This is a genomic window from Rhodococcus erythropolis R138 (genome assembly GCF_000696675.2).
In the GTDB taxonomy this organism is placed as follows: Bacteria; Actinomycetota; Actinomycetes; order Mycobacteriales; family Mycobacteriaceae; genus Rhodococcus_F; species Rhodococcus_F erythropolis.
Genome location: NZ_CP007255.1, coordinates 3,644,387 through 3,666,541 on the forward strand (window position 1 = coordinate 3,644,387; position 22,155 = coordinate 3,666,541).

Annotated in this window: 18 protein-coding genes and 1 riboswitch; of the genes, 14 read left to right on the plus strand and 4 right to left on the minus strand. The window is 63.2% G+C overall.

All coding sequences use genetic code 11. The features are described from left to right. Positions 1-52: 52 nt before the first annotated feature. The 3 genes from thiD (at position 53) to H351_RS16780 (ending at position 4,740) form a co-directional block, all read left to right on the plus strand. A complete protein-coding gene (gene thiD, locus H351_RS16770) occupies positions 53-853 on the plus strand; it encodes a bifunctional hydroxymethylpyrimidine kinase/phosphomethylpyrimidine kinase (protein WP_029255420.1) in 801 nt (266 codons plus the stop codon). 48 nt (positions 854-901) lie between these two features. Beyond that, positions 902-3,385: an aminopeptidase N gene (pepN, locus tag H351_RS16775; RefSeq protein WP_029255419.1), complete on the plus strand. Its 2,484-nt coding sequence runs from the start codon at positions 902-904 to the stop codon at positions 3,383-3,385. A 65-nt stretch (positions 3,386-3,450) separates the two neighbouring features. Continuing rightward, complete coding sequence (locus H351_RS16780; protein WP_029255418.1) at positions 3,451-4,740, plus strand: alpha/beta hydrolase; 1,290 nt, start codon at positions 3,451-3,453, stop codon at positions 4,738-4,740. On the opposite strand, the gene H351_RS16785 is transcribed toward H351_RS16780, so the two are convergent. Both H351_RS16785 and H351_RS16790 read right to left on the minus strand, forming a co-directional pair. Further along, on the minus strand, positions 4,702-6,969 hold the full coding sequence (locus H351_RS16785; protein ID WP_029255417.1) for a DUF2254 family protein: 2,268 nt from the start codon (positions 6,967-6,969) through the stop codon (positions 4,702-4,704). The genes H351_RS16780 and H351_RS16785 overlap by 39 nt on opposite strands. Positions 6,970-6,973: 4 nt before the next feature. After that, positions 6,974-9,109, minus strand: a complete 2,136-nt coding sequence (locus H351_RS16790; RefSeq protein WP_020969693.1) for a bifunctional lysylphosphatidylglycerol flippase/synthetase MprF — start codon at positions 9,107-9,109, stop codon at positions 6,974-6,976. 139 nt (positions 9,110-9,248) lie between these two features. On the opposite strand from H351_RS16790, the gene H351_RS16795 reads away from it, so the two are divergent. From H351_RS16795 to gcvP, 11 genes are all read left to right on the plus strand, one after another. Further along, entirely contained in the window at positions 9,249-9,863 is a 615-nt protein-coding gene (locus H351_RS16795; RefSeq protein ID WP_020969692.1) for an NUDIX hydrolase, read from the plus strand. 109 nt (positions 9,864-9,972) lie between these two features. Continuing rightward, positions 9,973-10,572 (plus strand): CDP-alcohol phosphatidyltransferase family protein, encoded by a 600-nt coding sequence (locus tag H351_RS16800; RefSeq protein ID WP_020907837.1) that lies wholly within the window; start codon positions 9,973-9,975, stop codon positions 10,570-10,572. Then, positions 10,569-11,435 (plus strand): DUF881 domain-containing protein, encoded by an 867-nt coding sequence (locus H351_RS16805; protein WP_029255416.1) that lies wholly within the window; start codon positions 10,569-10,571, stop codon positions 11,433-11,435. Before H351_RS16800 ends, H351_RS16805 begins: the two co-directional genes overlap by 4 nt. Before the next feature lie 13 nt (positions 11,436-11,448). Then, the gene (locus H351_RS16810; RefSeq protein ID WP_003946178.1) at positions 11,449-11,799 is read left to right on the plus strand and encodes a small basic family protein; all 351 of its coding nucleotides are present in this window, start codon (positions 11,449-11,451) and stop codon (positions 11,797-11,799) included. Positions 11,800-11,802: 3 nt separating this feature from the next. Beyond that, positions 11,803-12,582, plus strand: coding sequence for a DUF881 domain-containing protein (locus H351_RS16815; protein ID WP_021344355.1), 780 nt, complete (start codon positions 11,803-11,805; stop codon positions 12,580-12,582). A gap of 44 nt (positions 12,583-12,626) precedes the next feature. Further along, on the plus strand, positions 12,627-13,031 hold the full coding sequence (gene gcvH / locus H351_RS16820; RefSeq protein ID WP_019748557.1) for a glycine cleavage system protein GcvH: 405 nt from the start codon (positions 12,627-12,629) through the stop codon (positions 13,029-13,031). A 211-nt stretch (positions 13,032-13,242) separates the two neighbouring features. Then, a complete protein-coding gene (gene garA / locus H351_RS16825) occupies positions 13,243-13,737 on the plus strand; it encodes a glycogen accumulation regulator GarA (RefSeq protein ID WP_003946166.1) in 495 nt (164 codons plus the stop codon). Then, positions 13,737-14,474 (plus strand): transcriptional regulator FtsR, encoded by a 738-nt coding sequence (ftsR, locus tag H351_RS16830; RefSeq protein WP_003946161.1) that lies wholly within the window; start codon positions 13,737-13,739, stop codon positions 14,472-14,474. Before garA ends, ftsR begins: the two co-directional genes overlap by 1 nt. A 93-nt stretch (positions 14,475-14,567) precedes the next feature. Further along, positions 14,568-15,041: a bifunctional nuclease family protein gene (locus tag H351_RS16835; RefSeq protein ID WP_003946194.1), complete on the plus strand. Its 474-nt coding sequence runs from the start codon at positions 14,568-14,570 to the stop codon at positions 15,039-15,041. A gap of 335 nt (positions 15,042-15,376) precedes the next feature. After that, on the plus strand, positions 15,377-15,931 hold the full coding sequence (locus H351_RS16840) for a MerR family transcriptional regulator (protein ID WP_021344354.1): 555 nt from the start codon (positions 15,377-15,379) through the stop codon (positions 15,929-15,931). 220 nt (positions 15,932-16,151) lie between these two features. Then, positions 16,152-16,281, plus strand: a riboswitch (glycine riboswitch). Positions 16,282-16,334: 53 nt separating this feature from the next. Beyond that, positions 16,335-19,193: an aminomethyl-transferring glycine dehydrogenase gene (gcvP, locus tag H351_RS16845; RefSeq protein ID WP_029255415.1), complete on the plus strand. Its 2,859-nt coding sequence runs from the start codon at positions 16,335-16,337 to the stop codon at positions 19,191-19,193. A 22-nt stretch (positions 19,194-19,215) separates the two neighbouring features. Here the strand turns inward: gcvP and H351_RS16850 are convergent, their stop codons facing one another. Then, entirely contained in the window at positions 19,216-20,364 is a 1,149-nt protein-coding gene (locus tag H351_RS16850) for a metallophosphoesterase (RefSeq protein ID WP_020907834.1), read from the minus strand. Then, positions 20,364-22,058 carry a VWA domain-containing protein gene (locus tag H351_RS16855; RefSeq protein ID WP_029255414.1) on the minus strand — a complete coding sequence of 565 codons (1,695 nt, stop codon included), beginning with the start codon at positions 22,056-22,058 and terminating at the stop codon, positions 20,364-20,366. Before H351_RS16855 ends, H351_RS16850 begins: the two co-directional genes overlap by 1 nt. Positions 22,059-22,155 lie beyond the last annotated feature (97 nt).

The following is a 22,155-nucleotide window of genomic DNA, read 5'->3' on the forward strand; positions in this document are numbered from 1 at the left end:
CGTTCGTGGCCATCCACGCACGTTTCGAAAGTCCGAATAAGGAGATTGTGCTGTGGTTGACCTCGCCTATGTCATCGCTGGGTCCGAAGCGACTGGCGGTGCCGGCCTGCAGGTCGACCTGAAGACGTTCCAGGCATTGGACGTCTACGGCGTAGCGACCACCACATGCATCGTCTCGTTCGATCCCAAGAACAACTGGGGTCATCGCTTCGTGCCGATCGCTCCTGACGTGATCGCTGATCAGATCGAGGCTGCCACTGCGGCTCACGATCTGGACGTCGTCAAGATCGGCATGTTGGGCACGCCCGCCACGATCGAGGTTGTGGCAGAGGGCCTGCGTCGGCAGTCCTGGCGCCACGTCGTCCTCGACCCGGTCCTGATCTGCAAAGGCCAGGAGCCCGGCGCGGCTCTCGATACCGATACAGCACTTCGTGATTCGATCCTCCCGCTCGCCACCGTCGTCACACCCAACCTGTTCGAGGCACGCACCCTCGCCGGAATGGACAGCATCGAAAGCGTGGACGACCTCATCGAGGCCGCACGTCGTATCCACGACCTCGGACCCAAGTACGTGCTCGCAAAGGGTGGTGTCGAACTCGCCGGTGACGACGCCGTCGACGTGTTGTTCGACGGGACCGACGTGACGGTTCTCTCGGCCCCCAAGGTCGGCGAAGAGCGCGTCTCGGGTGCCGGTTGCACGCTGGCCGCCGCAGTGACCGCCGAACTGGCAAAGGGCGCCGACGTGGGAGAAGCCGTCGCTCTGGCCAAGAAGTTCGTCACGGCGGGCATCGAAGGCCGCGTCTCGGCACACACGCCGTTCGACACCGTCTGGCAGGGCGCTTTCAAGGGATAGGCACACTGCGGCTCACATCGCCGCGCGCGGCCTGGCAGGATCGAGTGCGTGAGTACTGCGAACCTGAATCGAAGCGAAGTCGCCGAACGATCTCGAACCATCGACGTCACCGGGTACCGGGTGGAGTTGGATCTGCGATCGGCGGCGGACTCTGCCGCGAAGACCTTCTCGACCGTCACGACAATTGATCTGACGTCGTCGGCGGAGTCCACGTGGCTCGACTTCATCGGTGCTGCAGTCGATTCCGTAGAGGTCGACGGTGCGTCGATTCCGGTGGAGTACGACGGATCCCGGATTGTGCTGCGCGGACTCGGCGGATCGAACGTCGTTCGGGTGGCAGCTCACGGCCACTACAGCCGTTCCGGTGAAGGGCTGCACCGATTTGTCGACGACGCTGACGATCAGACGTATCTGTACACGCAATACGAGCCCGCCGATGCCAGGCGTGTTTTCGCCTGCTTCGAGCAACCGGACCTCAAGGCGCCCTTCACATTCGAGGTGACAGCACCTGACGGCTGGGAAGTCCTGTCGAATCAGCCCGCGACACAGACGCTCTCCGTCGACGGTGCGCAACGCGTCACTTTCGCACCGACGCTGCCGATCTCGACTTACATCACCGCGATCGCGGCCGGGCCGTATCACCGCGTGGCCTCGTCGTGGAGTCGCGGCGAACTCACGGTCGAGTTGGGCGCTTTTTGCCGGGCGTCGTTGGCTCCTCATTTCGACGCGGACAACGTTTTCGACATCACCCGTCAGGGGTTGGACTTCTACGCCGAGCACTTCGACTATCCGTATCCGTTCGGCAAGTACGACCAGATCTTCGTCCCCGAGTACAACCTCGGCGCCATGGAGAACCCGGGACTGGTGACCTTCACCGAGGCGTACGTGTTCCGCGGCACCGCAACCGACGAGCAGCATCAGCGTCGCGCCAACACGATCCTGCACGAAATGGCGCACATGTGGTTCGGCGATCTCGTGACCATGGTCTGGTGGGATGACTTGTGGCTCAAGGAATCCTTCGCCGACTTCATGGGATCGCTGGTCAGCGCCGAAGCCACTCGCTTCACCGATGCCTGGGTAGCATTTGCCATCAAGCGAAAGGCGTGGGCGTACCTCCAAGATCAGCTGCCGACCACGCATCCCATCGTCGCCGACATCGTCGATCTCGAAGCTGCAAAGCTGAACTTCGACGGAATCACCTACGCCAAGGGCGCCAGTGTCCTCAAGCAACTCGTGGCGTTCGTCGGCCGTGACGCGTTCTTCGAAGCGGCACGACGGTACTTCAAGGCCCACGCATTCGGGAACACCACGCTTGTTGATCTGCTCGACGTGCTCGCGGAGACTTCCGGACGTGATGTGCGCGAATGGGCCCGAATCTGGTTGCAGACCACCGGAGTGTCCACGCTGTCGCTCGACGGAACAGACTTGGTCCAGACGGACCCGAGGCCGCATCGGCTCGCAGTCGGAATCTACGACTACAACGAGTCCGGAGATCTTGTTCGCACCGAACGCGTCGAACTCGACATCACCGAATCCCGCACGCCGGTCGACCTTCCGCCCGGAGCGCTCACACTGCTCAACGACGAAGACCTCACCTACGCGAAGGTGCGACTGGACGCGGAATCTCTGTCCACGGTCGAGGCGTCCTTGGACCGCGTGAGCGATCCGCTTGCGCGCGGTGTGATCTGGTCTTCGCTGTGGAACTCGGTGCGCGATGCGCAGCTCTCGGTGTTCCGATACCTCGACATGGTGGAACGATTCGCTCCCGCAGAGACAGATCTTGCGATTCTCAGCGCGATCCTGACCGATGCCCAATACGCGGTTCTTCACTACGTTCCGAAAAGCTTGCGGCCCAATGTCAGTGCGGGCTGGTTGGAAACGACCTGGAAGGCGTTGTTCGAAGCCGAACCGGAGTCCGGAAGACAGCTGGCATGGGCACGGGCTCTGTCGGCCGCCGCAGCGGTCAACGATGCTCGCGCCGGCGAGTTGCGGTCGATACTCGACGGCACGTGCCCGGGACCGGTCGGACTGGCTCTCGATCCTGATCTGCGGTGGGCATTGTGGATCGCCCTGTCCGCGACCGGGCATGCGAGTGTGAGCGACTTCGACGGTGAGCTGAGCAAGGACAGCACGTCAGCGGGTCGAACGGCGTATGTCCGCGCCGCGGCGTCGATTCCCGATGCCGAGACCAAGGCGGCTGCCTGGGCGTCGGCGACCACCGATGCCTCACTCTCGAACGACCGCCTGGATGCGACGATCGCCGGATTCCGTTCGGGCACGGACCCGTCGTTGATCGAGGGATATGCGGTCGAGTACTTCTCGTCCCTGGGGAAGTGGTGGTCCGAACGCAGCATCGAGATCGCGCGACGGTTGGTGAACGGGCTCTTCCCGGCAGCTGAAGACACCTCTGCTGTCGATTCCTGGATCCAGGCCAATGCGGAGGCGCCCGCGTCGCTGCGGAGGCTTGTTCTCGAGCGTCGGGATCACCTGGCCCGAGACCTACGTGCCCAGGCGTCGAACGCAGTGATCTGACGCCATCAGCTCCGAAATGTCCTGTTCTTGGATATTGTCTAAACAGGGCTGCGACGGGAGACGACGTGCACACGATCACGGATCTTTCGCTGGTCACGGGCCCGGTTCCGCCCATGGTGACGGTGCTCGGAATTCTGGCACTTCTGTGGCTGATCTTCTCGAGATCGAGGCGTCATGTGCTGATCTCGATTCCGGTCTGCATCGTCGCGGCAATTGCGATCACTCTCGTGCTGTACTGGCTGATCGAGAAGGTGTGGCACCCGTTCCCCGATCCGATTGCCCGTCCGGTCTACGTGTGGATCGGGTTGGGCATTCTCGGCGTGCTGCTGGGTGTTTCGCGGGTCTTTGCGGCGACGCGGATCGACGGCCGCGTGCTCACCGTGGTCTCCGTGCTCCTGGTGGTCGTGTCGAGCGCGGCTCACGTGAATCTGCAGTTCCAGTCGTATCCGACGTTGGGAACAGCGCTGGGACTCTCGGACGCGGAGAAGGTTTCACTCGCCGACCTGGACGACGGCAAGGACGGGGCGGTACCGGTTTCGCAATGGAAGGCTCCAGCGGACATGCCGTCGGCCGGCAAGGTCAGCACGGTCACGATTGCGGGGACGGTCTCCGGATTCAGCGCCCGCGACGCCGAGATCTACCTACCGCCCGCGTATTTCACCAACCCACGACCGGAGTTGCCCGTGTTGGTCCTGCTTGCCGGCCAACCAGGCGCGCCCGAGGACTGGTTACAGGGCGGACGTCTCGTCCAGACCATGGACGCCTACGCCGCTGCGCATTCGGGCTTGGCTCCCGTTGTCGTCGTTGCTGACGGGACCGGGTCGGAACTGGCGAATCCGCTCTGCGTCGATTCCCAACTCGGGAACGTCGCAACGTACCTTTCGCACGATGTTCCCGACTGGGTGCGCGGGAACCTCCAGGTGGATCCCGACCCGAGGAAGTGGGCGATCGGGGGACTTTCCTACGGCGGTACCTGCGCGTTCCAGATGGCAACGAACTTCCCCGCGGTGTATCCGACGTTCCTGGATCTGTCCGGTCAGATCGAACCCACCCTCGGTGATCGGAAGCAGACGGTCGATGCAGCGTTCGGCGGTAACGAAGCCGCGTTCGTGGCAGTGAATCCGCAGGATCTGCTCCGGGAGAAGAAGTTCCCCGACAGCGCCGGAGTGTTCGTAGTCGGCAAACAGGACAACGACTACCGCCCAGGTCTTCAAACGCTCTACGAAGCCGCAAAAGCCGCAGGGATGGACGTCCAGTACGCCGAGGTCGACGGAGGACACAGCTTCCAGGTGTGGTCGGCTGGATTGGCGAGTCAATTAGGTTGGCTGGGAACGCGACTCGGCCTGCCCGGATGAACGTTCGTCTGGAAGTTCCGAAGACCCGATGATCAGCGGGTGAATTCTTCCGGTCGCCCCGGCTTCGGAGCCCAATCCCTGCGGATCTGCCACACTCGCGAGCCGAAGGTCGAGTGCGCCGGTCCATTCTCGGGTCAATTGCGCATCGAGTGCGTCGACGCGCTCGAGTAGCGGAGGGTGCTGGTCCGGCGGGCAGGCTTCGAGCAAGGTCGCGAATACCGCGCGTAGACGGCGCTGGACCTGCGCGGAATTGGTACTGAAGTGCCGGATCTCGTCGGTGGCGACGGACACGTAATCGGTCCAGGTGCGTTGCTGCCCTCGGATCAGCGTGAGATCCGAGGTTGACGTGTCGAAGCGGACCCGCGGGGCGAGAAGTACCAGAAGATCTTCGATGTGGTCGAGAGCCTGCACGGCTCGGCCCGGGTCGTTGATGGCGGGTGACAGTGCCTTGAGCGCGATGTCCACGATCGACTGAAGCGCTGCACCGGGGCTGACGACCGGGCTGTGCGTGTCACCGAAGATCAAGCACGACATCAAGGTGTCCGGACGTACCTTCAGCGACGGTCCGCGTACCTCGAAGAGGGGCGCGTTCTGGGCGACGAACTCGCCGATGCTGGGGACGACCTCGACCGAGACGTCCCAGCGGCTCGCCAACCGCTGCAGTCGTGCGAGATCGATCGCCAGCAGAATCCGGCCGTCGGGTGAGAGGTGGCGCAGGCGAATCACCAGTGCGTCGGCGCTCTCGGAGGTTTCGGACTCGCGCGGTTGGGGGAAGGGGAGCGGCTGACTGGGTTTCGGTGCGCCGGAAGGTAAGTCCTCGTACAGCGGATAGGCACGAATCGTCGCGCTGCGACCCTGGGCCGCTATCCAACGCAGCAACCGACTGGAATTGAGGATCGACCCGACCTTCGCCACCAACGCGATGAACAGGATCGCACTGGCCAATGCCAGAAGGAGTGCGATCGCCGTGGAGATGGTCGGTGAGGAATTCTCCGAATCGAGCGCCAGATCGAGCGCAATGATCAAGGAGAAGACGAACGTGGCCAGAAACATGCCGATCGACCACCGCATCACTCGCTGTTGCGCAAGCATCGGGACCACCCGCACCGAAATCTGCGAGGCGCCGAACTGCATTGCGAGGGTGATGGCCGTGAACACCAGACCGGTGAGAGTGATCATCCCGCCGGCGATGACGCTGAGCAGCGTTGCGGTGGCCCCGGCGTCCACGCCCTCGGAAATGGTACCGACGTCGCCGTCGCTCACCAGGTCTCCGTCGATCCCGACGAGGATGTTCGCGGTGACGACGGACAGAACGACGAGGATCACGGGGAGGCGCCAGACCGGGACTGTTCGTAATCGTCGGCGAGTTCGGCGCCAGCGAATTCTGTCCGAAAGCCGCCGTGATAGTCCGACTTTCGTCGTAGGCGTCGTGGTGTCGACGATGGGGAGCGGTGGTGGGGGCGGGGGAGTGGAACCGAAACTTCCCGACACCGTTTCCTGAACGTAGATCTTCGCGTGGATCATCGGCTCGCGATACCGCTGCTCACGGGCGACTGCCCGGCTCATCTTCGCGGGCTTGTCGCGGTAACGCGAACGCGCCCACGGCGCACCCGGGCGACTCAATCGAATTGCTCCGACCAACAGAAGCGGGGTGAAGAACAGTCCGATCAAGCCGGTCCAGAGTTTGCCCTTCATCAACGTGATCACGGCGAGTCCGAGTTGGATCACGATCGCGACGACAACGCCGATCAACGTCGCCAGGCTACGGTCCTGCTCATACGGGTCGAACTCTCCCGCGAACCCGATCGGGTGGACTCCGAGAAGGAAAAGGAACGAGATCGCGATGGCAACGAACACCGCGTCGATGGACGAGCGACCCTCCTCGGCCCAGTAGACGTCGCGCAGATGTAGCACGAGTGCGTACTCGTCGAGGACCAGCGCGCTGCCGATACCGAACACCGACGCAAGAACACAGTTGGCGATCGGGGTGTGATAGTCGGCCAGAGCGATGAAGGCAAAGCCGGACACGAGCATCATCATCAAACCGAAAACCATGTGGTGGATGTGCATTCCACCGGGCGTGACATTGCCCGGCCACCACGAGACCTCAGCTCGGATCATTCGAACGCTGAACCGAATGAACAGGAACGTCAGGACAAAGGCGAGCAGAAGGAAGAACAGTGGGAGTCTGCCGGTGTCGACGACCGTGTGCTCGAACCAGGACCGCACGGCGTCAGCTCTTGCTGGTGGCGAGCTTGATCAGCTGAGGAGCTGTCGCGTCCGGAAGGTAAGCACGCGTGAGCGCGATTCCGATTCGAGGCAGGTCGGCCTCGTCGCGGAAACACAGGAAAACGGGTTCGTATCTCGGCTTGAACTTCTTCTTGAATGCGTGAAGAGACCGGAAGCCGTAGAGCGGTTCCATCGCGGCTCCGAGCATGTCGAGCAGGCGGTCCATCGATGCGGCGTCGGCGCCGTCGTCGCTGCGGGCCAGTGGCGCGCCGGACAGTGAGACGAATTGGGCACCTTGTTCTTTGAACTCGAGGGCCGACGATGCGATGAGGAACTCGACCACCGGCCGGAAGCCGTCCGGGCGTCGACGCATGACGTCGAGCGTCCAACCCCGGACCACGCCGCCTTCGCCGTACACCGGCAACCACGAGGTGACGCCGTGAATACTTCCCGTCGGGTCGACGGCCAAACCGACCCGGACGTCGCGATCGAGCGCCTCCTCGACGCTGCCGAGGGTGAACCCCATCTCGGGGAGTCCCTTGTCGCCCACCCATTCCTCGGATATAGCGCGCACTTGAGCCAAGACGGAAAACGGCTCGTCTGCCAGTGTTGTCATCCGGAAGGTGATGTCGTCCTTCTTGGCCTTGTTGAGCGCCGAGCGGATGTCCTGCCAGGACTTTCCGGTGAACTGCAATTCCGGCAGGTCGACGATCGTGTCCTCGGCGACCTGAACGGTGCGCCACCCGCGCCGTGTGGCGGCATCGGCTGTTTCCTTCCCTACGGAGAACAAGCAGGGAGTGAGGCCGTTGGCTTCGGACATCGTCGTGAATTCGTCGACCGCCGCGGCAAGTCGGTCGGGGCTCGCTATCGGATCGGCCAGCACTACGACGACACCGACATGCCGTTGGAATGCAACGACGCTCTCACCCGACTCGCCGAAGTAGTAACTGTTGCCGTCCCACGTCGTCATCCACGACATGGTTCCGCCGCCGTGCTGTTTGAGCAGTTCCCGAGCAGTGGCGCGAGGATCGTTCCCGGACAGCGGTCCGCCTCGAATCTTGCGCCGCATCGGCACGTGAAAAGCGTGACGGCCCTTGATCAGCAAGATGAGTTCGAGAAGCCAGAGCAGCGCGGTACCGACCGTGACGGCTCCGGCGCTTTCGTAGTCGAAGAAGATGACCGAACCGAGGACGAGGGCGGTGGCCAAGACCGTCAGAGAGCCGAACACCACGGCAACCCACCAGGCCCAGCGGCGACCTCGTCGCAACTGATCCGCGATCAGTGCAACGATGATCACGTCGACCAATGCGGTCCAGCCCGAACCGGTTTCGGCTTCCGTCGGCCCGAAGGGTCCACTGCCGGGGAACAACCACACGGCGATCTCGACCACTCCGATCAGGAGCAGGCCGATGAATCCGAGCAGACGGATCTCGCGTCGGGTTCGGGGGATGAAGCCGCGCTCTCCGTCACCGAAGAACTTTTCGCCGACCGGAAGGAAGATCGCAACCGCGATGAGGTGCTGTACGTCGGCGAGGCGACCTTCGAAGAGAAAGGCGATCGCGATGTACGCGCACAGGATGGCGCGCACTCGCATTCGCCAGGGCGAGCGCAGAGTTGCGGTGGTCGCGGCGAGTGCGGCGATGATTGCGGTGGTGACACCGACGTCGCGGTGGGTGGCGAGGTTGCGAGCCCAATCCCAATCGGTGTGGCTGCCCGCCCAGAGGAGGAGCGATGCACCCAGTTCGCCCGCCAACTGACCGCTGATCGTGACGATGGCCGCGTTCTTGGTTCCCAGGCGCCACTCGCACCAGCCGACCGCGAAGGCAAAAACGACGATGATCGAAACATACTGACCCGGCGTCAATCCGAAGAACCAACCCGTGACGAGAGTCCACCACTTACCTTCCTGCAAGGCAGGGACTCCGTAGGCGATGTCGTCGAACCACGAGTAGGTACGGACGTGATTCCACAAGGCGCCGGTCGCGATCCCGACGACGGTGATGGTGAGCACGACGATCGAGGTGAACGGCACGCGCCGCAGGACGCTCAGCGCGTCGGAGGCAAAGCGAGAGGCCCGATTCGGCGCGCCTGGCGCGCTCTGGTCGGTCTGCGGGGTGGGGGTCTGGGACTGCTCAGCCATCGAGGTTCTCTTCTCGCCATGCCGCACGGTGGATTCTGCCTGTTCAGCATGACAGGAATACAGACCGATAATCAGGCGAAGCGGTCAAAATGGACGAGACTGGCTGGGGGTCTCAGTCTCGTGGCGCTACTGTCGAGCCATGGTGAACGGAGATTTACTGAATCGGGACCACCTGGTCGCCTCACTTGCCGCTTTCGAACCTCGGTCGGTCGAATTGGACGGAAGGCGCTCGGCGTCGGTGGTCATCGTCGTCATGCGGACTGCGGACGGAACACCCGTGTTCCCGGTGACGAAGCGGCCGAGCAAGATGCGCGCTCACCCCGGTCAGTTCGCGTTGCCAGGCGGAAGCGTCGACCCGGGTGAGTCTTCCGAACAAGCAGCGGTTCGGGAGCTGTCCGAAGAGTTGGGCGTCGACGTCCCTGAGTCGAACATCATCGGCCGGCTCGACGACTACGTCACCCGTTCGGGATTTGTGATCCGACCGTTCGTCGTCTGGTCCGGTGAGGACATCGGGGGACTGGTACCCAATCCCGACGAGGTGGCCCAGGTGTATGCCGTGACGTCGGAGGAACTCGACGTGGACTCGCGATTCGTCACCATCGAGGAATCACCGAACCCGGTTATCCAATGGCCTTTCCGAACGAGCCTGATCCATGCGCCGACCGGAGCCGTCATCTATCAGTTCCGCGAAGTGCTGAACGGACGGAACACGCGCATCGACAACCTCGAGCAGCCGGTGTTCGCCTGGCGATAAGGTCGGCTCGACACGCTCGGGACAGTTCGGGCTACGGCGCCTCGGCGAATAGTCCGTCGTGCTGTGGAAAGCTGGCCGCACGGCAATCGAAAGACGCGAGGTGTGTGCAGTGAACTCTGGCGAACAAGAACTGGTCCCCACGGATCGGATTCTCACTGTTCCCAACGTGCTCAGTATCGTGCGTCTACTCGCTCTGCCGCTGTTCGCCTACCTGCTGCTCGTCACGCACTCGGACGGCTGGGCATTGGCGCTGCTGATGCTCAGCGGGTTCACCGACTGGCTCGACGGCAAGTTGGCCAGGGTGCTCGGGCAGACCTCGCGTCTGGGAGCGCTTCTCGACCCGTTGGTCGATCGCCTGTACGTCGTGACGACACTGGTCACCTTCGTTGCCCGCGATTTCATTCCCTGGTGGGTCGCGGCGATTTTGATCGGCCGTGATCTTCTACTCGCGTTGACGTTGCCGATCTACCGCCGGCGTGGACTGCCGCCGCCCGAGGTCATCTACCTCGGCAAGGCCGCGACCTTCCTGCTGATGTTCGCTCTGCCGTTGATTCTTGCCGGGCATGGAGACTGGGCCATCGGACCGTTCACCCATGCCTTCGGTTTCGCTTTCCTGATCTGGGGAACCGTCCTGTACGTGTGGACTGCCGCGATCTACGTGCTCAAAGCCGTTGACGTTGCGCGAACGCACGAGGTCGTGCGCCGATGAAGTCGACCGGGGAGGACGTCCGTCGTAACCCGGTACCGTCGCTGCTTCGGTCGCTCATGACCGAACATCTCGATCCGGGCTACGAAGCGACGGCATTCGAACGCCAACACGAGCACACGACGAATAGATCCTCGAAGACGGGGCCGTGGCTGGCCCTCGGTGCACTGTTGATCGGGTTCATTGTCGCGGTCTCTGCAGTTCAGGCCACCAAGCAGGTGACCGGCACCGAGGAGGTTCGAAGCGAGTTGGTCGCCAAGGTCCGTGACGCGGAGGATCGAATCGATTCGCTGGCCGCGTCCCGCGATTCACTCGGCGGCGACGTCGACGCCGCCCGTGGCTTGGCGCTCGAAGGCGATGCCAGAGGCAGCGCGGTCCTCGATCAATTGCGAGCGGTCGAATCCGGCGCAGGAGCCGAAGCTGTTCACGGGGAGGGGCTGGTGGTGACGTTGACGGACCCGGCCGGGCGCCCGAACCTCTCGGATGCGTCCCAGCGCAGCGTCGGTGGTAAGACAGTTGTCCTCGATCGCGATCTGCAGACCGTCGTCAACGCCCTGTGGGCTGGCGGCGCGGAGGCAATCGCCGTCGGCGGCGTGCGAATCGGGCCGACGGTGACCATCCGTCAGGCCGGCGGCGCGATGCTCGTCGACAACCAACCTGTCTTCTCGCCGTACCGCGTCGAGGCGATCGGCGACACGCGCGCGCTGCAGCGAGAGTTCGTCGTGAGCGACGCCTACGTGAGAATGTCGAGCGTCTCGCAACTGTACGGAGTCGGTTTCGCAGTGGCCGAGGACGACTCGTTGACACTGCCGCCCGCGACGCCTCGTGCGGTCCGGGTGGCAACAGAACCCACAGAACCCAAGTGACAGAAGGAGTTCGATGAAGGCCGGTTCCGCCCTGTACGGACTCGCAGCACTGGTCGTCGGCATCGTCTTGGGCGTCGTTTTCAGCCCGCAGGTCCCCGACGTCATCCAGCCCTATCTTCCGATCGCTGTCGTTGCGGCACTCGACGCCGTCTTCGGCGGACTACGCGCGTATCTGGACGAGATCTTCGACGCAAAGGTGTTCGTGGTCTCCTTCGTCTTCAACGTGCTCGTCGCGTCGTTGATCGTCTGGCTCGGCGATCAGTTGGGTGTGGGTACTCAACTCTCGACGGCAATCGTCGTCGTGTTGGGTATCCGGATCTTCGGCAACGCAGCGGCATTGCGACGACGACTGTTCGGAGCGTGAGCCATGTCCGACCACGCCACGACTGACCCCGAAGAACCACCAGTCACGACTACGGGTGAAGGTCGTCACGAGTTGCGTTCGCCGTCGAAACATCGCACGAACGTGGTGTTCGCGATCCTCGCCGCCGTGCTTCTGGGTGTGCTCGGTGTCGCGATTGCCACACAGGTACGCAGCACCGTGGCCGGAGATTCACTCGACGCTGCGCGCCCTGCCGACCTCCTGGTGGTTCTCGACAACTTGAATCGGCGTGAAGCCGCGCTGAGGCAGGAAGTCGCGAATCTTCAGGAATCGCTTGCCACTTTGGAAGCCGGCGGCAACACCGGAGCAGCGCTCGACGAGGCGCGGGCGCGGCTGACCTCGCTCTCCATTCAGGTGGGGACCGCTCCTGCTACCGGACCAGGTGTGACGATGACCCTGACGGATCCAGCAGGGGGCGTCGGCTCCGAAGTGATTCTCGATCTCATCCAGGAACTACGCGCTGCCGGGGCCGAAGCCATCTCGATCGCAGGTGCGAACGGCGAACCCATTCGTATCGGCGTGAACTCGTGGGTGAGCGGGCGCGGCGGCGAGATCGAATTGGACGGAACCCGGATCGAGCAGCCGTACACTGTGACCGCGATCGGGGATCCACCGACGTTGGCAGCAGCGTTGAACATTCCCGGAGGCGTTTTCGACAACGTCGCACGCAACGGCGGAACTTCCTCAGTCGACCAATCGCAGCAGGTCACGATCTCCGTCTTGCGACAATTGAATCCGCGCCAATACGCTCAACCCGGAAATTGATCTTTTGCGTCCGACTTTCGGACGGCCTGTGAAAGGAAGCCACTGTGAGTGAGCTCGATACACCTACCGATCTGCGCTACACCGCGGAGCACGAGTGGGTGAAGCGGACCGGCCCGACCTCAGTTCGAGTCGGTATCACCGACTTTGCTCAGTCGCAGCTCGGTGACGTCGTGTTCGTCCAGCTTCCTGCTGTCGACGAAGACGTGACCGCCGGTGAATCGCTCGGTGAGGTCGAGTCGACCAAGAGCGTCTCCGACATCTTTGCTCCGTTCACTGCGAAAGTTCTTGCAGCCAACGGTGAATTGGACGGACAGCCTGACCTCGTCAACACCGATCCGTACAACACGGGTTGGTTGGTCGAGCTCGAGGTCGCCGACGAGGCCACACTCGACGCCGCACTCGCGGCAACGCTGGACGCGGAGGCATACAAGGGACTCACGTCCGAGTAGAAAACCTGCGCGTGGACCGGCCAACTCGTGTTGTGTCGCGGCCTGTCTCGCTGCACGCGGCGGTCTGCGCAGGGTACGGTCGTTAGGTACGCATGTGCCGAGTCGGGGCGCAGGGCCGTATCGAACGTGACTGTGAAAGATGCTCGTGAAGAAAGTGCACTGCGTAGTCCAGTGATTCATGATCTGGATGATTGACCCAGGAGGAGAAACAGTGAGCGAGAACGGTAACGACGCGGGCTATGGGGAGTCGCCGGCGGAGACCACTTCGGTTTTCCGTGCGGACTTCCTCAATGAGCTCGACAACACCTCCTCTGCAGCACCGGCCGCCGAGCAGCCGGTTTCGGGCGTGGAAGGCCTTCCCGCCGGAGCCGCCCTTCTGGTGGTCAAGCGGGGACCGAATGCAGGATCCCGCTTTTTGCTCGATCAGCCGACGACGTCGGCAGGTCGGCACCCGGACAGCGACATCTTCCTCGACGACGTGACCGTCAGCCGTCGTCACGCCGAGTTCCGTCAGGAAGATGCAGATTTCCACGTCGTCGACGTCGGAAGCCTCAACGGCACCTACGTCAACCGTGAGCCTGTCGATTCGGCAGTTCTCGCGAACGGTGACGAGGTTCAGATCGGCAAGTTCCGTCTGGTGTTCCTCACCGGCCCTCGTGCCGGCGGTTCGCAGGTCGGCGAGTCGTCAGCAGGTGCGGGTAGCTAATGACGGCAGTGCGGCAGCAGAGCCAGCCCGGAATGTCGATTGGTTCCGTGCTGGATCGGTTGCGTCCAGATTTTCCCGACGTGACGATTTCGAAGATCCGTTTCCTCGAGTCCGAGGGTTTGATCAGCCCACAACGGACACCGTCGGGATACCGCAGATTCTCTGTCGAGGACTGCGAGCGTCTTCGCTTCGTGCTGACCGCTCAACGTGATCAGTACCTGCCGCTCAAAGTGATCAAAGAACAACTCGAAGCGATCGACAGCGGCGCAGCGACGGTGAGTGCAGAAGTTCCTGCGCCTCGTCGTGCTCGCGTCCTGTCGATCGCTACGGGCGATGTCTCACCCGAGGCTTTCCGGGTCGATCGCGAAGTTCGAGTCGGTCGTCAGGACCTTCTCGCTCGCGCCGACATCGACGATCGGTTTCTGACCGATCTGATCCGTACCGGTTTGGTCGTTCCCGGCGCAGCGGGCTTCTTCGACGAGGACGCCGTGACGCTGGCGCGCACCGCGAAGGCGATGTCCGAGTACGGCTTGGAGGTTCGTCATCTGCGGGCGTTCAAGTTGGCTGCTGATCGTGAAGCGGGACTCGTGACCCAGATCGCCGGACCGGTTGCCAAGGGTCGTGACGCCGGAGCACGTGATCGTGCCGAGGAAATGGTCCGGGAACTGGCTGCGCTGTCGCTGACATTGCACACATGTCTGGTCAAGTCGGCGGTTCGGGGAAGTCTCGATCGCTGAGTTCCTCGATCAGCGGGGCACACTCGAATAGAATTTCAGTACGACCGCATCGGAGTCGGTCGGCTGGATCACGTCAGGTTGGAGGCAAGCTCGATGGGCGAAATGCGTGTGATCGGAGTTCGTGTCGAGCAGCCTCAGAATCAGCCGGTCCTGTTGCTGCGAGAGTCCGACGGCGATCGGTACCTGCCGATCTGGATCGGGCAAACCGAAGCTACCGCGATTGTTCTCGAACAACAGGGAGTCGAGCCGGCGCGACCGCTGACTCACGACCTGATCAAGATCTTGATCGAATCATTCGGTCGGAGCCTCAAGGAAGTGCGGATCGTGGACCTGCAAGAGGGCACCTTCTACGCGGATCTCGTCTTCGACGAGCAGACCACCGTCTCGGCACGTCCGTCGGACTCGATTGCATTGGCCCTGCGCATCGGCGTTCCGATCTTCGCGTCGGAGGCTGTTCTCGCCGAGGCCGGTCTGGTCATTCCCGACGAGCGTGAAGACGAGGTCGAGAAGTTCAAGGAATTCCTTGACACCATCTCGCCGGACGACTTCAAAGCCACTGACGGTTAGTCCTGTTTGTCCGTAATCAGGCTTTAGTCTTCAACTCTCAAGTAGAGGTTGAGTCTCGGTCGGCGTGTTGCGTTGACCGAGCACCCTCGTGGTCTTACCGTTGCGTGCGGTGGAGATCTTCTCGCCTTGTCGATCGAGGCGTACTCTGGGTAAGTCCACTCATGGAATTACCTGCCTTGGATTCACATCTGAAAGTTCGGTCGGCACGGGATTCTCGTGACTGCTGATAGCACAGGTTGGTTACATGATGGCGAAGCGAGAGGGAGACGGCAGTGGAAGAACAGTCGAATGAGCGCGGAACGGGCATAGCCGATAGTGCCGAGCCGACTGCAGAAATGTCTTCCGAAGAGCTGCAGCCAGGCCTGTTCCCGGACGATTCCATCCCCGACGACCTCGTCGGATATCGAGTACCCAGTGCGTGCCAGATCGCCGGGATCACGTACCGCCAACTCGACTACTGGGCACGGACGTCGTTGGTTGTTCCGTCAATCCGCGGCGCTGCCGGATCCGGTAGCCAACGTCTGTACTCCTTCAAGGACATCCTCGTTCTGAAGATCGTGAAGCGTCTGCTCGACACCGGCATCTCACTGCAGAACATTCGCGTTGCCGTCGATCACCTCCGTAAGCGCGGCGTCCGCGATCTTGCCAACATCACCCTGTTCTCCGACGGCACCACCGTGTACGAATGCACGTCTCCCGAAGAGGTCGTCGACCTCCTCCAGGGTGGTCAGGGCGTATTCGGCATCGCCGTCAGTGGAGCGATGCGTGAACTCACCGGAACGATCGCCGACTTCCCAGCCGAGCGGGCTGACGGCGGCGAAAGCGATCCCAACCCGGAAGACGAGTTGGCTTCGCGACGCAAGAATCGCGCCAGCCGCAAAACCGGATAACGCACGTCACATCTCTTTGGAGGATGCCACGGTGCAGGTAGGCGTTTCGGTCAACTAGACTGGGCCTGCGTCGCCGGCGTACGGGAGAGCCTCGGATACCGATTCACCGAACTTGTCTTTGTTTCAGTCTTTGTCTCAAAGGCCAGTCGTGAGCGGGATCAGGGCGCCGAAGGAGCAATACCTCCCCGTCAATCTCTCAGGCACCAAGGACCGTACGGGCTCCGACGCCTCTGGAAAGCGGTGGGACAACCCACCCGCCGACGGGGAAAGGCTGTGGCTTCCGTCTATCGGCGGATCACTACCGAATCTCTCAGGCGCTCGGGAATCGAGCATGCGACAGAGGGGGAGGAACGCACCGCAGTTCGGTGTGTGTCCTGATCCTCCGATCTGTCTGGGAGTTGTCGTGATCGACGCTGCAAGCCGTATATTTGCCGACCGCCATGTCGGTCCGAACGCCGCGGAACTCGCGCGCATCCTCGAACTCGTCGGTGTCGATTCACTCGACGAACTGGCAACCAAGGCCGTTCCCTCCGTCATCCTCGACGCTGCCCCGAACGGCATCGCGGCCGGACTCGACGCTCTGCCGCTTCCGGTCGGAGAGCACGAGGCACTTGCCGAACTGACTGCACTCGCAGCCCAGAACACTGTCGCGACGTCGATGATCGGCCTCGGCTACTTCGACACGTTGACGCCGCCGGTGTTGTTGCGCAACATCATCGAGAACCCGGCCTGGTACACCGCGTACACCCCGTATCAGCCGGAGATCAGCCAGGGCCGCCTCGAAGCCCTCCTCAACTTCCAGACCATGGTCGCCGATCTCTCCGGCATGGAACTGGCCAACTCGTCGATGCTCGACGAGGCCACCGCCGCTGCCGAAGCCATGACGCTCCTGCGCCGCGCGAACCGCAGCAAGTCCCCACGCTTTGTCGTCGACGCGGACCTGTACCCGCAGACCCTCGCCGTCATCGAGACACGCGCCGAGCCGCTCGGCATCGAGATCGTCTCCGCAGATCTCACTGCCGGACTGCCCGAGGGTGATTTCTTCGGTGTCATCGCACAGATCCCGGGCGCTTCGGGACGCGTCGTGGACTACACCGCGATCATCGCGCAGGCTCACGAGCGCGGCGCACTGGTTGCCGTCGGCGCCGACCTTCTTGCGATGACGCTCATCACCTCGCCGGGTGAACTGGGTGCGGACGCGTGCTTCGGCACCACCCAGCGCTTCGGTGTTCCCATGGGGTACGGCGGACCGCACGCCGGTTACCTGGCCGTGCACTCCAAGCACGCGCGTCAGCTGCCCGGCCGTTTGGTCGGCGTCTCCATCGATGCCGACGGAGACAAGGCATACCGCCTCGCGCTGCAGACACGTGAGCAGCACATTCGCCGTGAGAAGGCGACATCCAACATCTGTACCGCGCAGGTGCTCCTCGCGATCCTCGCTGCGATGTACGCGAGTTACCACGGCGCCGAGGGGCTCAAGGCGATTGCGTTGCGCGTCGCTGCCCGCGCACACGCGTTGGCAAACGGCCTGCGCGAGGGCGGCGTGACCGTAGTCCACGATTCGTTCTTCGACACCGTGCTGGCTCAGGTTCCGGGCAAGGCAGCCGACGTCGTCGCTGCGGCCAAGGAATCCGGGATCAACCTGCGTTTGGTCGATGCCGATCATGTCGGTATCTCCTGCGACGAGGCCACCACCGCCGACCACGTCCTTGCCGTGCTCGACGCGTTCGGTATCGAGGATGCTGTTGTCGCCATCGAAGCCGAGGGCAACTCGGTTCCGGCTGCTCAGGAGCGCACGTCCGACTACCTGCAGCACGAAGCCTTCACCCGTTACCGTACGGAAACGGCAATGCTTCGCTACCTGCGCGCGCTCTCCGACAAGGACATCGCCCTCGATCGCAGCATGATCCCGCTGGGCTCGTGCACCATGAAGCTCAATGCGACCGCCGAGATGGAATCCATCACCTGGCCGGCGTTCAACGCGATCCATCCGTTCGCGCCCACGTCGGATGCACCCGGTCTGCTGAAGATCGTCAAGGATCTCGAAGACTGGCTGGTCGCGGTCACCGGCTATGACAACGTCAGCCTCCAGCCCAACGCCGGCAGCCAGGGGGAGTACGCAGGCCTGCTCGCAATCCGCAACTACCACCTCAGCCGGGGCGACGACCACCGCGACACCTGCCTCATCCCGTCGAGCGCTCACGGCACCAACGCGGCGTCTGCCGTCATGGCCGGGATGCGCGTCGAGGTTGTTGCGTGCCGCCCCAACGGTGACGTCGACGTCGACGATCTGCGCGCGAAGATCGCCGATCATGCCGAGCGTCTCGCCGCGATCATGATCACCTACCCGTCCACCCACGGTGTCTACGAGCACGAGATCTCCGACATCTGCGCAGCGGTACACGACGCCGGTGGCCAGGTGTACGTCGACGGCGCCAACCTCAATGCGCTTGTCGGCCTTGCCCGTCCGGGCCGATTCGGCGGCGACGTCAGCCACCTGAATCTGCACAAGACCTTCTGCATCCCGCACGGCGGCGGCGGACCCGGCGTCGGCCCGATCGGTGTGCGCTCGCACCTGACGCCGTTCTTGCCCGGACACCCGATGGCCCCCGAACTCGGTGGTAGAGGAACGATCTCGGCAGCGCCGTACGGCAGTGCGTCCATTCTGCCCATCACCTGGACCTACATCCGGATGATGGGTGCTCAGGGCCTGCGCCGCGCCAGCCTGACCGCCATCGCGTCGGCCAACTACATCGCGCGTCGACTCGACGAGTACTTCCCGGTTCTCTACACCGGCGAGAACGGCATGGTCGCGCACGAGTGCATCCTCGACCTCCGTGGGTTGACCAAGGACACTGGCGTCACCGTCGACGACGTGGCAAAGCGTCTGGCCGACTACGGTTTCCATGCACCGACCATGAGCTTCCCCGTGGTCGGCACACTGATGGTCGAGCCCACCGAGAGCGAGAACCTCGAAGAGATCGACGAGTTTTGCGAGGCGATGATCGCCATTCGCGGCGAAATCGATCGCGTCGGCGCCGGCGAGTGGACGGTGGAGGACAACCCGCTACGCGGTGCTCCCCACACTGCCGGAAGCATTGCAGCGCAGTGGGATCACCCGTACTCGCGTGAGATCGCCGTCTTCCCGCGAGGCAAGGCTCGCCCGAAGGTGTGGCCGTCCGTGCGTCGTATCGACGGTGCACATGGCGACCGCAACCTGGTCTGCTCGTGCCCGCCGATCGAAGCGTTCGCAGGCAACTAAGGCGTGTGCCCGCCGGAGATCATCACCTCTCGCGTACGAGTTCGAGAACGGTGATCTCCGGCGGTGCGCCGACGCGTACCGGCGGGCCCCAAGCCCCGGCGCCACGCGTCGTGTACAGCACTGTGTTTCCGACCTTGTCCAAGCCTTGCACCGAAGGCTGCTGCAGCGGAACGAGATACCTCAGCGGCCACATCTGACCGCCGTGAGTGTGCCCGGACAGCTGCAGATCGATACCCATCTCGGACGCCTCGATCGCCTGACGCGGTTCGTGCGCGAGAAGCAAGGCGAAAGTATTCGGATCGCGACCTGCGAGCGCGGCAGTAAGGTTCGGCTCGTACGGGGCCGGCGACGTGTAGTCGTGGATGCCCACGATGTCGATGGTGTCGCCGTCATGCTGGATCGAGGCGCGACTGTTGCGAAGTGTGGTGATCCCCAATGTTTCCCACACGTCGAGCCATTTGCCACCGTCGTCCGCGTAGAACTCGTGGTTTCCGCTGACTCCGAAGATTCCGTCCGGCGCCTGAAGATCGGCGAGCGGAGCAAGATCGGGAGCAACTTTTGCGACGGTGCCGTCCACGAGATCGCCGCCGATCGCGATCAGATCGACATTCTGCGCGTTGACGATTTCGACCACCTTGCGGGTGAAGTCGACCCCGCGGGCCGGTCCAACGTGCAGGTCGGTGATCAAGGCGATCCGGTATCCGTTGAAGCCCTCGGGCAGGCGAGCAAGCGGCACGCGGACGCGTGAAATCTTGGGGCCCGACGCCTCGTAGACGCCGTAGCCGGCGGTGCCGATCGCCGCGAGAGTGACTGCTGCTGTAGCCAACTGCAACGTACGACGCTTGGCCGGGTCGACTTCGGTCGTGGTATCCGTGCGGCGTGCACGTAGTCGACTGATCCCGGCAAACAGGCCGATCACGAGCAGTCCGGGAATCAGGTACAGCCACGAAGCCAGCCAGACCCATCCGAGAAATCCGATCGGTCGCGCCCAGGACGTCGGGAAGATTTCGCCGCTGCCGACCCCGATGAGCGTCGAGACCGCCAAGACGACAAGCGCAGTGTCGGCAAGACGAGCCCATCGCCTCGGGATGCCGGTGGCGCGAACGAGTCGGCGGTGCAGGAACCAGGTCAGAAGGGCGAGAAGGACTGCAAAAACCGCGACGCGCCCCATCAGGACAGCATCTTGGTCACTGTGGCCGCGAGAGCGGGGTCGGACGTCGAATCGACGCGAACCAAGGTTCCGCCGGTCCGATCCGAGACGTCTTGGAGTGTGGAGACGTCGTCGCCCGCACCGACGACGATCACGTCGACCTGTACCGGACGCGACGGATTGCCCGCAGCGGCGATCGCGCTGAGCAGTTCGGCTCGCGTCGTGGTGGATTCGTCAGGCGTACTCGAGGTGATCAGCAGCACCGAGTTGACTCGCCCCGCGTCGAAACCGTCCACGGCGGCTTTGTAGGAGCTGGCAAGCGCCGGGTACTTGGAGGTCTTTCCGCCGGCCCGAAGCCCGTTGAGGAAATCGGTGATGGTGGCACGCCGATTCGGCTCGGACAGTGAACCGCCCGGAACCAGGATGCGCTCGGACGGTTTTCCGTCGGTGCCCGTGCTGAACTCGCGAAGGCCGATGTCCGAAGCGTCAGGGCTGCGACCCAATTGGGTGTTCACTGCCGCGGCAACGTTCGCCAAGCGGGTAGTGCCACCGTCGTCGGTCCCCATCGACGCTGACGTGTCCATCAGGATGGTGGCACTACGCGGAGAGACCGGATTGGCGACGATGTCACCGAGCGCAGCTGCGGTTTCGGCCGAAGCCGGTTTCAACGTGGACGAGATCTTGGCCGGAGACGCCGCACCGAGATCGGGAAGATCTTGACCCTCGACCCGGAAACCGGCGCCGACGAACAACTGTGACTGATTCGGCTCACGCATGAAATCGGCAAACTGTGCCGCTGCGCGCGAGGCGGTTTCGTCGATCCCGCTGCCCGAGACGATGACCGCCGGATAGTCCGCGACTGGCGTTGCGCCGGCGGGGGAGTACGTCGTCATCGCTGCGTTCGCGCTCTGCGCTATCGACTGTTCCGTGGCCGGAACGGCTTTCACCGAATCCGGTGTTCCGGCGCTCAGTGCTCCGAGGGCTTCGGCGGTGGACGTGGGGGGAGTCGGTAAGGATTGGAACTGCAACGCCCGCGCACTGAGCGCAGCGTTGACCTGCGCGGACTTCGCCTGATCCGTCGTGACCGGACCGGCACCCGCATCGGCGACGTCGGCAGCGATCGCCTGTGCGGCCATCGAGGTTTCGGTGCTTCCGACCGGCAGGGCGACCGTCAGATCGGAAGGCAATGACTTCCAACTCGATGCTGCGCCGACCAATGTTGCCGCGGTCTCGGGGCCGGCTGCCAGAACGATCGGGGAACTCGCGAGCGAGCGAGGATCACCGTTGATCACGGCCTTGCCCGCCAGCGGCGCGAGTTCGAACGAGCTCGTCGGGATCCACAGGGAGGGACGCGGTCCCAATGCTGCGTCGTCCCAGGATGCCGCCGGACCGGCTTCGAGTGCCGTCGAGACCGACGCGGACGGCGCACCGTGCACCACGACGGTGATGCAGTGATCGCGCACGACCGGAGAGGTCTGGGTGTACCGCTTGGCCAGTTCCTCGATCTGTGGGGCGATGGACGGATCCGCGGTGACGTCGAGTGTCTTGTTGCCTTCGACGCACGTACCTGCTGCCTGCTGGCCCTGATCGTCGATCCGGTTGCTGAGGGCCTTCCACCCGAAGAAGCCTGCAACGATCAAGACGATCAGCACGACGACGAGAATCGGCCCCTTGCTGATACCTCTGGCGCCTGACCCGCCGCGATGTTCGCCCACGTACCTTGCCCTACCTTGGTCACTCGAAGAATGTCTGCTGAACGGACTGTGTCCTCGGCCAGTCTAGTGACGAATCTTCGGGGCCTACGCGAACAGC

Bases quoted from the DNA above. Each gene is read 5' to 3' on its own strand.
- H351_RS16805 (WP_029255416.1), top strand. From the start codon at position 10,569: ATGAAGTCGACCGGGGAGGACGTCCGTCGTAACCCGGTACCGTCGCTG.
- H351_RS16810 (WP_003946178.1), top strand. From the start codon at position 11,449: ATGAAGGCCGGTTCCGCCCTGTACGGACTCGCAGCACTGGTCGTCGGC.
- H351_RS16795 (WP_020969692.1), top strand. From the start codon at position 9,249: ATGGTGAACGGAGATTTACTGAATCGGGACCACCTGGTCGCCTCACTT.
- H351_RS16840 (WP_021344354.1), top strand. From the start codon at position 15,377: ATGTCTTCCGAAGAGCTGCAGCCAGGCCTGTTCCCGGACGATTCCATC.
- ftsR (WP_003946161.1), top strand. From the start codon at position 13,737: ATGACGGCAGTGCGGCAGCAGAGCCAGCCCGGAATGTCGATTGGTTCC.
- H351_RS16790 (WP_020969693.1), bottom strand. From the start codon at position 9,109: ATGGCTGAGCAGTCCCAGACCCCCACCCCGCAGACCGACCAGAGCGCG.
- H351_RS16815 (WP_021344355.1), top strand. From the start codon at position 11,803: ATGTCCGACCACGCCACGACTGACCCCGAAGAACCACCAGTCACGACT.
- H351_RS16850 (WP_020907834.1), bottom strand. From the start codon at position 20,364: ATGGGGCGCGTCGCGGTTTTTGCAGTCCTTCTCGCCCTTCTGACCTGG.
- H351_RS16835 (WP_003946194.1), top strand. From the start codon at position 14,568: ATGGGCGAAATGCGTGTGATCGGAGTTCGTGTCGAGCAGCCTCAGAAT.